The sequence below is a fragment of the Nocardia sp. No.11 genome, assembly GCF_038752175.1.
In the GTDB taxonomy this organism is placed as follows: domain Bacteria; phylum Actinomycetota; class Actinomycetes; order Mycobacteriales; family Mycobacteriaceae; genus Nocardia; species Nocardia canadensis.
Map to the genome: position 1 here is coordinate 1 of NZ_JBCGFB010000160.1, position 11,830 is coordinate 11,830.

Genomic DNA, 11,830 nt, shown 5'->3' on the forward strand with positions numbered 1-11,830 from the left:
GGGCGCGGCGGCGGCCCGGCGAGGCTGGGCGCGCGGTGGGCGCATCGCGGCGGCACGACCCGCGGCGGTGTTCGGCGGCGGGGTGTCTTCCTCCTCCTCGGTGGAGGCGGCGCCCGCGACGATCGGATGGCTCTGGCCGTAGTCCAGGTCGATCACGTCGGCGACGACGACGGTGACGTTGTCGGGACCACCACTGCGCAAAGCCAATTCGATGAGCCGGTCGGCGCACTCGTCGGTATTGCCCTCGCGCATGGTGTTGCCGATGGTCTCGTCGCTCACCACGTCCGAAAGTCCGTCGGAGCACAGCAGATACCGGTCACCGGCGCGGGCTTCGCGCATGATCAGCGTCGGCTCGATCTCGTTGCCGGTGAGGGCGCGCATGATCAGCGACCGCTGCGGGTGGGTGTGCGCCTGCTCGGCGGTGATCCGGCCCTCGTCGACCAGCGATTGCACGAACGTGTCGTCGCGGGTGATCTGGGTGAGTTCGCCCTCGCGCAACAGGTACGCGCGCGAATCGCCGATGTGCACCATGCCGAGCTTGCCGCCCGCGAACAGGATGGCGGTGAGCGTGGTGCCCATGCCGTCGAGTTCGGGTTCGGCCTCGACGTGGTCGGCGATGGCCGCGTTGCCGGAACGCGTTGCGCGGTCGAGCTTGCCGAGGATGTCCTGGCCGGGCTCGTCGTCGTCCAGATGCGCCAGTGCGGCGATCATCAGCTGGGAGGCGACTTCACCGGCGGCGTGGCCACCCATGCCGTCGGCGAGGGCCAGCAGGCGCGCGCCCGCGTAGACCGAATCCTCGTTGTTGCCCCGGACGAGTCCGCGGTCGCTTCGCGCGGTGTAGCGCAGAACAAGTGTCACGATCGCAGCTCGATCACAGTTTTGCCGACCCGGACCGGAGTACCGAGCGGAACACGGACAGCGGTGGTGACTTTCGCGCGGTCGAGATAAGTGCCGTTGGTGGAGCCGAGGTCCTCCACGTACCAGTCGTCACCACGCTGAGACAGTCGCGCGTGCCTGGTCGAGGCGTAGTCGTCGGTGAGTACCAGCGTCGAATCGTCGGCACGGCCGATGAGGACCGGCTGCGTGCCGAGTGTGATTCGAGTGCCGGCGAGTGAACCATGAGTCACCACTAGATACTTGGCGCCCTTCTGGCCTCGGCTGAAGGAAGGCAGCCCGATGGACCCGCGCGCACCGCGTGCGGCCCTCGGCTGAATCCGGATGCCGGATGCCGCGTAGATATCGCTGCGCAAGGTCCGCAGAACGGCCCAGACGAACAACCAGAGCAGCAGCAGGAACCCCGCGCGGGTCAATTGCAGGATCAATCCCTGCACGGCGTTCCACCTCCTGTTCGCCCGGGTACGTCGGTACGGCAGGTGCGGGGCGAACCACCCCCACCAGCGTGCTGGCTTGCGGGCCCCGAGGTCGGGGCCGTGCGTGTGATGGCAGCATCATAGGGCCGACGGCGTCGACTCGTGACCTGCACCGCGCAGCTTACGGGATCAGACGATACGGATCAGGATCTCCGAATGTCCGGCCCGGATGACGTCGCCGTCGGCGAGCTGCCAATCCTGTACGGGCGAGCCGTTGACCAGGGTTCCGTTGGTGGAACCCAGATCCGAGAGCATCGCGGTCTGGCCGTCCCAGCGCACTTCGATGTGGCGGCGCGACACACCGGTGTCGGGCAGGCGGAAGTGCGCGTCCTGGCCGCGACCGATGATGTTGCTGCCCTCGCGGAGCTGGTATGTGCGGCCGCTGCCGTCGTCGAGCTGCAGGGTGGCCGAGTAGCTGGACTGGGCGGCGCCGTATCCGGCACCGGCGGCGGGCTGGCCGTAGCCCTGCGGCTGGGCGCCGTAACCGCCCTGCTGGCCGTAACCCGCCGGCTCCTCCTGGCCGTAACCGGCCTGCTGGCCGTAGCCCTGCTGCGGATCGGCGTAGCCCTGCTGGCCGTAGCCCGGGTCGGCGTAACCGTTCTGGCCGTAGCCGCCCTGCTGGTCGTAGCCGGGCTCGGCGTAACCCTGCTGTCCGTAGCCGGGCTGCTGTCCGTAACCGGGCTGCGGGTCGGCGTAACCCGGCTGGCCGTAGCCGCCCTGCTGGTCGTAGCCCGGCTCGGCATAGCCCTGCTGGCCGTACCCACCCTGCTGGCTGTAGGCCTGCTGGCCGTACCCGCCCTGCTGGTCGTAGCCGGGCTCGCCGTAGGCGGGCTGGGCGCCGTAGCCGCCCTGCTGGCCGTAGCCGGCCTGGCCGCCCGCGTTGTCGTACCCGTTCTGGTACCCACCCTGCTGGTCGTAGCCGGGCTCACCGTAACCGGGCTGGGCGCCGTAGCCGCCCTGCTGGCCGTACTCGTCGGGGTAGGCACCGCCAGGAGCCGCACCGCGGGCGGGCGGCGGCGCGTACCCGCGATTGCGTGGATCGGACTCCGCGGGCTCTCGGCTCGGCTCGTAGCCTGAGTTGTGCGTCATGGGGCCAGCTCCTGGTTGCGGGTGTGCGGGTCGTTGTGGCGGTTCGGGGCGAGGTGGGGCGGTCCCGCGACCGGCGTCGGGGTCGACGCGGCCGCTCGCTCTGAACATTCCGGTGTGCAGCGTAGGTGATGCCTCGAACGCCACGTGTACTTCGCCGTAGGTCTGCCAGCCCTGCTCGCGGATGTAATCGTGCAGATGTTTGGCGAACGCCTTGGTCGTGAGGTCGTGATCGGCATCGAGTTTTCCGTGATCGGATTCGTTGATCGTGATCACGTAACTGTTCGGCGCGAGCTTGTGCCCACCGCCCAGATCCTGGACCTGATCTGCGGCTTCGCGCTGCAGCGCGGCCTCCACCTCCTGGGGAACGACGCTGCCGCCGAAAGCCCTCGCGAACACGTCACCGACGGCGCCCTGTAAGCGACGCTCGAATCTCGACACGATGCCCATCACAGCCCTCCCTTCGGTGCGCGTGTCCGACCAGGTCGACACGCTGGTTACGGCGTGTCCGGACCCGACCACGTTCCTTGCATGATATCCACGATCCTCCAACCCTGTAACTCCCGGCGAACCGCCCCGGTTCCCGAGCCGAATCCGCTCGCATCGCCGCAGGTCAGAGGGCCGATTTTATTTTCGGCGCCGGAGCATGTTAGATTTTTCCAGTCGCTCGGGCGAGTGGCGGAATGGCAGACGCGCTGGCTTCAGGTGCCAGTGTCCGTAAGGACGTGGGGGTTCAAGTCCCCCTTCGCCCACAGAGACCAGAGGCTCGATCCATCAGGATCGGGCCTCTCGTCGTTTCTGTCGATATTCCCCAGGATGTCACCCGATTCGTGTGAGGTGACGCGTTGTCGTCGCCGTTGGGTTCGGGCGATGGTGAACCCGCTACTTCCCGGCCGCCTCGGGCGTGTTCGCGCCGATGGTGAGCTCCCCGCACGTGCCGACCTGCCCTTGATCTTCGACGAGCTCGACTATCAGATGGCGTGTCGGGCCTATCTCTGGGCACTGCCGCTGGTGTCCTACGCCCAGTGGCAGACCCAGCACCGGGACGTGTTCGGCGCCGGCGACTACGACCTGGTGCACTACGTGGGTTACCAGGACCGGCTCGGTCTGATCACCGCGAACGCCACCACGCCGTACATCCTCTACTTCATCGATCTCGGCGCCACCGGTCCCCTGATCGTGTCGGTGCCGCCGGGACACACCGCGCGGTTCCCGCGACGCGGAGCTGGTGACCAACGCCGACGGTTCGGTCGATCTGTACTTCGACCGCAGCTGGAAACTGGGCGACATCACCGAGATCCGCTGATCCGCTCAGTCCTTGCGGGCGATCAGCAGGTNCTGTACTTCGACCGCAGCTGGAAACTGGGCGACATCACCGAGATCCGCTGATCCGCTCAGTCCTTGCGGGCGATCAGCAGGTGATGCGGAATCGGCGGGTTGGCCAGGGTGCGCTGCTCGACCGTCAGGCCGGCGCCGGCCAGCGCCGCGACGACGTCGGCGACGGGCCGCAGGGTGAATCCATACGGCGTGAACGGCATCGCGGCCATCGCGTCGGGATCGCCGATCCCGACCACCGCCGCGCCGCCCGGCCGCAGGACGCGAGCCAGCTCGGCGCAGGCGGCGGGCAGCTCGTCGAGGAAGTAGAGGGTGTTGACGGTGATCGCCGCGTCCAGGCTCGCGTCGGGCAGCGGCAGCGCGGTGAGGGTGCCCTCGGCCAAGACGATGCGCCCGTGCCCGGCGAACCCCGAGCGGGCGCGGGCGAGCATGTCGGCCGAGGGCTCGATGCCGTGCACCACACCACCGGGGCCGACCCGGTCGAGCAGCAGCGTCAGCCCGATACCGCCGCCGAAGCCGATATCGGCGACCGTCGCGCCCGCGGCCACCCCCGTCGCGTCGACGGCGGCGGCGATGGCGCGCTTGTTGCCGCGGTTGAGAACGAAAGCGACGACCTTGCCGAGCGTTCCGTGCGGATTGCCGAGCTGATCGGCGACGGTCGTGAGCAGTCGATCCTTGACCCCGGGCATGGGCTCATCGTAGGCGTGCGCGGTGACACGGATCCGAAACCTTCCGCTCGCGCGCGCGGTGCGGTTCGATACAGCCCGTGATCTCTCGCCGCCGCGCCGCCGTCCGCCTCGCCGCTGTCGCCCTCGCGGCGGCCTGTGCCTGCGCCGGACCGGCGAGCGCCGAGACCGCGCGACCGGTCACCGGTCCGCTCGCGGCGGCCAATCCGTTTCTCGGTCCGCTCGGCACGGCGACCATGCACGGCGACGCGGGTTCCTCCGATGTCACCCCGCTCGCCGGTCCGGCGCCGGGCGCGCCGGTGACCGTGTATCCCCTCGGCGCGGCCTGCCCGACGCTGCTCGAAGGCGCCGACGGCCTGGTGGTGGGGCTGTGCACCGCCATCGCGGGCCAGACCCCGACGGTGTTCCTGCTCGATCCGGCGGCCCCCGGCCCGCTCACCGGCGCGCTCGCGACGCTGCCGCTGGCCAAGGGCAGCCTGCTCGGCGGTGTGTACGCCTACCTCGACAACGGGGATCAACTCGTGGTCGTCGACGGCAACCGGCGACTGCTGCGCGTCGCGCACGGTCGCGACGGCGACGGCCGGTACTGGCTGCGGGCCGCGGAACAGGCCGACCTGTCCGGATCGATTCCCCAGGGCGACAACGTGACCGGGCTGGTTCCGGACTGGTCGGGCGACGTCTGGTTCGCGACCGGGCACGGCGTCGTCGGATTCGCCGATCACGCGGGCCGGGTGTCGACGGTGCGGCTGCCCACCGGCGAACAGATCGCCAACAGCATCTCCTCGGCGCCGAACGGCGGTGTGGCCGTGGCGACTACACACGCGCTCTACGAACTGCGCGCGAAAGACGGCCTGCCCGAGGTGCTCTGGCGCGCGCCCTACGATCGCGGCGCGGCGCGCAAGCCGGGCCAGCTCAGCTGGGGCACCGGATCGACCCCGACCTACTTCGGTCCGGTCACCGGCGACGAGTACCTCACCATCGTCGACAACGCCGACGGCCGGGTGAATCTGCTCGTGCTGCGGTCGGGGTCGGGCGCGCGGGTCTGCTCGGTGCCGGTGCTCACCACGGCGGGCGCGGGCAGCGAGAATTCGCCGATCGCGGTGGGCACGTCGATCTTCGTCGCGAGCACCTACGGCTATCCCTACCCGACGGTGCCCGAGGGCGCCGGGCCCGCCGTCCCCGCGACCGCGCCCTTCCACGGCGGGCTGACCAGGGTCGACCTGACCGCCGACGGCTGTGTGCCGGTGTGGGACAGCCCGGTGCGCAGCGCCGCCGTGCCGCGCCTGTCGCTGGCCGACGGCGGTATCCACACCCTGCGTCGCGTCGGGCCCGAGGCGACGACGCCGCTGGACGGTTTCGAGTACGTCGTCCTCGATCCGGCGACCGGTGCGGTCCGCGCCGCGCGAGCGCTGCCCGGCACCGTCGCGGAGGACCCGTTGCAGATGGCGGCGCTCATCACCCACGGCGGCGCTCTGCTGCAGGGCACGGTAACGGGGGTCGTCCGGGTCGGCTGAGCACGGCCTATGCCTGTGTGAGGCGAAGATCACAGTGCCGGGAGCGGGCCGTATTCCGGGCGTTCGCGTGCCGATCTCACGCCGTTCGGCGGACCGTTCGCAACCGGTCGCCTGTCCAAATTATGGCCTCGTGACAGGCGCTACGGCCTGATTGCTAGGCGCTGATCTTGTTTGCAGCCCTGTAAACAAACTTGGAGTCTCTTTTATCGCGATTCGACTCAGGCTATCGAAATTCCGTTGCCGAATCCGCAGGTGATCGGCTATGCAAGCACGTTTGCAAGATCATCGGCAACCGCCGGGAATACCGGCGCCGCGCGATGGCGAGTGATGGGTGAGTCGATTTCGAAGGTTTGCCGTAGGTGAATTCTCGGTGCGGGCGAGAGCGGCTTCAGGGTAGCGCCGGAAGTTAGCTGAGACTGTGAAAATCGGTGCCTTCACAGATGTTTGCTGGTTCGCAATCAGTACCCCGGACCTGCGCGTTGGGGGTTGCGTGGGCATAACGATTGTGTACAGTTGACGGTAACGCTGGCCGCAGCTCGAGCCCGACTCGCTGCGGCCAGCGGAACTCAAATGGGGGAGTTCGACACCATCTCGTAACCTCGCGTAGCTGCCGATTGTCCGGCGCCGTTTCGGCGAGGTGTGCTCAGAGTTGCCTGCCGTTCAAATGCACGTGCAGATGCGAGTTCAGGCGCGGTACAGCGCCTTTGCGGTCGGTGTCAGCCAACGGTCGGCGGGATCGGGCAGGGCGGGCGGCAGCGCGGCCGCGGCGTCCTGCTCCTCGGCCACCCGGCGCCCGATGCCGAACACGTAGAACAGGAATGCCGCCTCGGCGGCGAACCCGAAGGCGATCCGCACCGGCGCGGGCAGCGGACTCGGCGTCACGAAGCCCTCCAGCAGACCGCACACCAGCAGCACCGCGACCAGGCCGAGCGCCACCGTCGCGGTCACCTTGCCCTGCCGGGCCATGGCGGCCGCGCGGCTACGCCGGCCGGGGTCGACCAGCGTCCAGCCCAGCTTCAACCCCACCCCGCCCGCGACGAACAGCGCGGTCAGCTCCAAGGTGCCGTGCGGGAGGATGAAGCCGAAGAAGGATTCGAGCCGGCCCGCGTCGGCCATCAATCCACCGGTTATCCCCAGATTCAGCGCGTTCATGAACAGGGCGTACACAGCGGGCAGGATCAGCACGCCGGTGAACAACGCGATCGCCGAGACCAGCGAGTTGTGGGTCCACACCTGGGCGGCGAAGGCGTCGTTGGGGTGCTCGGTGTAGTAGGTCTCGAACGTTCCCCCAGGTCCGGTGACGATATCGGTGTCGCCCTCCGGTATCCCCAGTGCTTTCCTGGCCGCCGCGGAGTTGTCCACAAGTACCGCGATGACAGCGGCGACGGCGAGGAAGATCGCGGTGACCCCCACCCACCACGGCCACGCGCGATACACAGCCGCGGGAAAGTGCCGGGTGAAGAACCGGCCGATCTCCCGCCAGGGCTGCGATCGGGCCGCCAGCACCCGCCCCCTGGCCCGGGCGAGCAGCACGCTGAGCCCGGCGACGAGATCGGGATCGGCCGGCTGACCCTGGATCTTCGCAAGCTGTTGCGAAGCCGCCCGGTACAACCGGACGAGTTCGTCGGCCTCGGCGCCGGACAGCTTGCGCTGGCGGACCAGCTGATCCAACCGATGCCACGACCGTTGATGCGCCCAGCTGTAGGCATCGGTGTCCATATCGGGAATGCTAGCCACATGGCTGAATTCACCACCGGCGAAGCGGTGGCGCTCGAGCTCCCGATCGCGCGGATCCCCAGCCGTGCGGGCGCCTTCCTGCTCGACCTGTGCCTCCAGCTCACCCTCGCGTTCATGCTCGCCTACGGCGCGGTGCTGGCGCTGATCGCGGCCGACGCCGACTCGGCCTGGTACGACGTCACCGGGGTGGTCACGCTGGTGACGGTGCTCATCGTCTATCCGGTGTGCAGCGAGACGGTCTCGCGGGGTCGCTCGATCGGGAAGCTGGCCTTCGGGCTGCGGGTGGTGCGCGCCGACGCGGGGCCGATCGATTTCCGGCACGCGCTGACCCGCGGGCTGGCCGGCGCCATCGTGGATTTCTGGATGCTCGGCGCCTTCGGGGCGGTCGCGGTGATCAGCTCGCTGTGTTCGCGTGATGCCAGACGGGTGGGTGACGTGCTCGCCGGAACCGTGGTCGTGCACACCCGGCAGAGCCTGCCGATGCCCGCGCTCGCCGTCGCGCCGCCGTGGCTGAGCGGTTGGGCGGCCCAGCTCGACCCGAGTGGCCTGTCCGACGAGCTGGCCGGTGCGGTCCGCCAGTATCTGACCAGGTTGCGCACGCTCACCCCGGCCGCGCAGCACCATCTCGGCACCCAGCTGGTGACCGCGGTGTGCGCCGCCGTGCAGCGCCCGGTGCCGACCGGGTATCCGCCGTATCACGTGCTCGGCGCGGTGCTGGCTCGGCGACAGCAGGTTTCGCGCGCCTGAGCCTGTGGATGACCTGGCCCTGTGCACAACATGTTGGTCAACCGGTGGATGGGCTGTGAGCGACGGGGGACAACTCCGGTTGTCCACAACTCACAGGGAGCCGGACTGCTTCAGCTCCAGGTACTCGTCGGCGAGTGCTTCGGGCAGCTGGTCGGGTGCCGCCGCGACCACCGCGACCCCGCGCCTGCGCAGTGATTCCTGCACGAGCGCCCGCTCGGCCAGCACGGTCTCGGCCGCCGCCGCGGTGTAGACCGCCTCGGCGGTGGAGCGATCACGGGCGGCGGCGGCGATCTCCGGGTCGGTGACCGAGACGATCAGGACCCGGTGCCGCTTGGTGAGCGTCGGCAGCGCGGGCAGCAGGTGCTCGGTGACCGTCGGGCCGTCCAGGCTGGTGAACCACACGATCAGCGCCCGCCTGCGGACCCGGGAGATCACGGTCCGCACCAGGCCGGTGGTGTCGGTATCCACAAGCTGTGGGGTCACTCCGGCGAGGGTGTGCATAAGTTTGAGCGGCAGCTGATGTCCGCCCGCGCCGGTCACCTCGGCCCGCACCCGCCGGTCGTAGGCGAGCAGGTCGACGGTGTCGCCTGCGGCCGCGGCCAGCCCACCGAGCAGCAGCGCCGCCTCGATCGAGGAATCCAGTCGCGTGCCGTCGCCGACGCGGCCCGCGCTGGCCCGGCCGGTGTCGAGCACCATCAGCACGTGCCGGTTGCGTTCGGGCCGCCAGGTGCGCACGAGGACGTCGGCGGCGCGGGCGGTGGCCCGCCAGTCGATGCTGCGCACGTCGTCGCCCGCGACGTACTCGCGAAACGAGTCGAACTCGGTGCCCTGGCCGCGCGTGTTCGCGACATTGCGGCCCTCGAGATGGTGCAGCCGCTTCACCTTCGATCGCAGCAGCCGTTCGCTGCGGAACGGCGGCAAGGCGCGCACCCGGGCGGGCACAGGGATACGGGACTGCCTGCCCGCCAGCCCCAGCGGACCGAGCAGCCGCACGGTGACGGGACCGGCCACCCGGTCACCGCGATAGGTGGGGGTGAGCGCGGTGCGCAGCCGGACGCGGGTGCGCGGTGCCAGGTCGAGCCGATGGGCGCGGTGATCGGCCCGCGCGCTGTCGGGCCAGGCGTCCCACAGCAGGCCGCGCACGGTGGCCGTGCCGGTATTGGTGACCACGAGTTCGACCTCGGCGCCGCGGCCGAGCCGCACCACCGTCAGCGGATCGCGGGTGAGGGTGAGCGTGTCGGCCCGCGCGGTGAGGGCGAGGTCGAATACGGCGAGCGCGAGCAGCGCGGCACTCGCGCCGACCACGCCCACCCACGACGGCACAAGGAACATCACCAGCGCGCCCGCGATCGCCGCGAGCAGCGCGAACCGGCCTGTGACGACCACGCCGCTACACCGGAACCGGCACCGAGACCAGCAACGACGAGAGCACGCCCTCGGTGCTCACCCCGTCCAGCTCGGCCTCGGGCCGCAACTGCAGCCGGTGCCGCAGCACCGGGACCGCCACGGTCTTCACATCGTCGGGGGTGACGTAGCCGCGCCCGTTCAGCCAGGCCAACGCGCGCGCGGCCGCCAGCAGCGCGGTCGCGCCACGGGTGGAGGCGCCGTGCGCGACGGCGGGCGAGCTGCGCGTGGCGCGGCACAGGTCGACGATGTAGGCCAGCACCTCGGGACTCACCGTGACCTGCGCGATCGCGGCGCGGGCGGCCGCGATGTGTTCGGGACCGGCCACCGGTCGCAACCCGGCGGCGCCGAGGTCACGCGGGTCGAAGCCGCTCGCGTGCCGCTGCAGGATGCGGAACTCGTCGTCGCGGTCGGGCAGCCGGATGTCGACTTTGAACAGGAACCGGTCGAGCTGGGCCTCGGGCAGCGGGTAGGTGCCCTCCTGCTCGATCGGGTTCTGGGTCGCGACGACGACGAACGGCTCCGGCAGCGGTCGCGGCTGTCCGTCCACCGAGACCTGCCGCTCCTCCATCGATTCCAGCAGCGAGGACTGCGTCTTCGGCGGGGTGCGGTTGATCTCGTCGGCCAGCAGCAGATTGGTGAACACCGGGCCCTGGCGGAAGGTGAACTCGGCCGAATGCGGGTCGTAGATCTGCGAACCGGTGACATCGCCCGGCATCAGGTCGGGAGTGAACTGCACCCGGGCGTGGTCGAGCGCCAGCGAGGTGGCCAGCGCCCGGACCAGCAGCGTCTTGGCCACGCCGGGAACGCCTTCCAGCAGCACGTGGCCGCGGCACAGCAGCGCGAGCACCAGGTACAGCACGGCCTGGTCGTTGCCGACCACGGCCTTGCCGATCTCGGTGCGCAGGGCGGCCAGCGCCGCACCGGCTTCCGCCGCGCTCGGCTGCGGGGTGGTGTTCTTGGTGATGTCGGTCATCCGAGCTCCGTCTCGATCCATTCGAGGTGTGCGGCAACGTAATACAGGGTCGTTTCGTCCGGCACCGGGCCGAACAGGACGGTGCCGATCTGCTGAGCGGGCGCGCCGAGGCGGGTGGCCGCCGCGGCGACGAGCTGATCGTCGGTCAGATCGCGCGCGCCCAGGCGCGGCCGGATCCGGCGCAGCGTCGCCGTGCGCAGCGTCCGGGCCACGTGCTCGACATCGCCGGAGCGACGGTACAGGCCCGCCTGGCCCGCGAGCAGTTCGTTCGCGGCGACTTCGACCGGTCGCGGTTCGCCGACGAGCGCGCCGCGCCTGCGGCCCCGCCACCACATCAGCACGCCGAAGGCGATCAGGAACTGCAACCCGCCGAAGGCCAGCCAGGCGGGCAGGCTGGTGAAGATCGAATCCTTGCCCGCGCCGAAATCGGGGTCGTAGTCCGAATCATCGGGCGGATCAGGGGGATCGGGCAGGTCGGGAACGTCGGGGGGCGGCGGTGCGTCGGGCGCGCCGCACGACTGCATCGTGGCGTACAGCAGCAGGCACAGTGCCAGGACCGCCGCCAGCGTCGCCCAGAACTTGGGACTGCGCAGCAGTGCGGGCAGCGGCGGAAGCTGCCTGCGCCGCCTGGGCGCGCGCTCGGCGATCTCGAGTTCGACCGGCTCGGCGACCGGCGGCGGCGCGGACTGGGAGTAGCGGTCGGCGTATTCGAGTCTGCGGTACTCGTCCTCGGTGGCGGCGCGGCCGCCGTAGACGACCTCGTCGAAACTGCGTGCCGCCGGATGCAATTCGGTGGACTGCTCCAGCGGGAGCGCGGTCGTCGCGTCGTCGGCGGTCTCCTGCGCGGTGCGCGAGCGCCGGACCGGCAGGGTGCCGCCCTGCTCGAGGGCACGCAACACGGCGCGGAAGCGTTCCCGCAGCGCGCGGTCGTAGTCGCGGTGGGCGGCGGCGTTCTCGGCGGCGGCCCGATGCTCG

10 protein-coding genes and 1 tRNA gene are annotated in these 11,830 nt (G+C 70.2%); 3 read left to right on the forward strand and 8 right to left on the reverse strand.

What is annotated here, in order from left to right:
* The 3 genes from V8688_RS28955 to V8688_RS28965 form a co-directional block, all read right to left on the reverse strand.
* Positions 1–858: protein phosphatase 2C domain-containing protein (locus V8688_RS28955; protein WP_342802120.1), on the reverse strand; the 858-nt coding region annotated here is incomplete at its 3' end.
* Positions 855–1,331, reverse strand: coding sequence for an FHA domain-containing protein (locus V8688_RS28960; protein ID WP_218716014.1), 477 nt, complete (start codon positions 1,329–1,331; stop codon positions 855–857). The genes V8688_RS28960 and V8688_RS28955, both read right to left, overlap by 4 nt.
* Before the next feature lie 168 nt (positions 1,332–1,499).
* Positions 1,500–2,906, reverse strand: a complete 1,407-nt coding sequence (locus tag V8688_RS28965) for a DUF3662 and FHA domain-containing protein (protein WP_218716015.1) — start codon at positions 2,904–2,906, stop codon at positions 1,500–1,502.
* A 219-nt stretch (positions 2,907–3,125) separates the two neighbouring features.
* Here V8688_RS28965 and V8688_RS28970 point away from each other — a divergent pair.
* Positions 3,126–3,208 (forward strand) — tRNA-Leu (locus V8688_RS28970).
* A 642-nt stretch (positions 3,209–3,850) separates the two neighbouring features.
* On the opposite strand, the gene V8688_RS28975 is transcribed toward V8688_RS28970, so the two are convergent.
* Complete coding sequence (locus V8688_RS28975) at positions 3,851–4,480, reverse strand: methyltransferase domain-containing protein (RefSeq protein WP_342802121.1); 630 nt, start codon at positions 4,478–4,480, stop codon at positions 3,851–3,853.
* An 80-nt stretch (positions 4,481–4,560) separates the two neighbouring features.
* On the opposite strand from V8688_RS28975, the gene V8688_RS28980 reads away from it, so the two are divergent.
* Positions 4,561–5,991 carry a hypothetical protein gene (locus tag V8688_RS28980; protein ID WP_342802123.1) on the forward strand — a complete coding sequence of 477 codons (1,431 nt, stop codon included), beginning with the start codon at positions 4,561–4,563 and terminating at the stop codon, positions 5,989–5,991.
* A gap of 684 nt (positions 5,992–6,675) precedes the next feature.
* Here V8688_RS28980 and V8688_RS28985 read toward each other — a convergent pair.
* The gene (locus V8688_RS28985) at positions 6,676–7,710 is read right to left on the reverse strand and encodes a stage II sporulation protein M (RefSeq protein WP_218716017.1); all 1,035 of its coding nucleotides are present in this window, start codon (positions 7,708–7,710) and stop codon (positions 6,676–6,678) included.
* 18 nt (positions 7,711–7,728) lie between these two features.
* On the opposite strand from V8688_RS28985, the gene V8688_RS28990 reads away from it, so the two are divergent.
* Positions 7,729–8,475 carry an RDD family protein gene (locus V8688_RS28990; RefSeq protein WP_218716018.1) on the forward strand — a complete coding sequence of 249 codons (747 nt, stop codon included), beginning with the start codon at positions 7,729–7,731 and terminating at the stop codon, positions 8,473–8,475.
* 90 nt (positions 8,476–8,565) lie between these two features.
* Here V8688_RS28990 and V8688_RS28995 read toward each other — a convergent pair whose 3' ends face one another.
* The 3 genes from V8688_RS28995 to V8688_RS29005 form a co-directional block, all read right to left on the reverse strand.
* Positions 8,566–9,861 (reverse strand): DUF58 domain-containing protein, encoded by a 1,296-nt coding sequence (locus tag V8688_RS28995; RefSeq protein ID WP_218716019.1) that lies wholly within the window; start codon positions 9,859–9,861, stop codon positions 8,566–8,568.
* A 4-nt stretch (positions 9,862–9,865) separates the two neighbouring features.
* Positions 9,866–10,855 (reverse strand): MoxR family ATPase, encoded by a 990-nt coding sequence (locus tag V8688_RS29000; protein ID WP_218716020.1) that lies wholly within the window; start codon positions 10,853–10,855, stop codon positions 9,866–9,868.
* A partial coding sequence (locus tag V8688_RS29005) for a DUF4129 domain-containing protein (protein ID WP_342802122.1) occupies positions 10,852–11,830 on the reverse strand: 979 nt, incomplete at its 5' end. The genes V8688_RS29000 and V8688_RS29005, both read right to left, overlap by 4 nt.

What these genes read in the sequence shown, in the direction of transcription:
- V8688_RS28985 (WP_218716017.1), bottom strand. Translation starts at nt 7,710, where the DNA reads ATGGACACCGATGCCTACAGCTGGGCGCATCAACGGTCGTGGCATCGG.
- V8688_RS28990 (WP_218716018.1), top strand. Translation starts at nt 7,729, where the DNA reads ATGGCTGAATTCACCACCGGCGAAGCGGTGGCGCTCGAGCTCCCGATC.
- V8688_RS28975 (WP_342802121.1), bottom strand. Translation starts at nt 4,480, where the DNA reads ATGCCCGGGGTCAAGGATCGACTGCTCACGACCGTCGCCGATCAGCTC.
- V8688_RS28965 (WP_218716015.1), bottom strand. Translation starts at nt 2,906, where the DNA reads ATGGGCATCGTGTCGAGATTCGAGCGTCGCTTACAGGGCGCCGTCGGT.
- V8688_RS29000 (WP_218716020.1), bottom strand. Translation starts at nt 10,855, where the DNA reads ATGACCGACATCACCAAGAACACCACCCCGCAGCCGAGCGCGGCGGAA.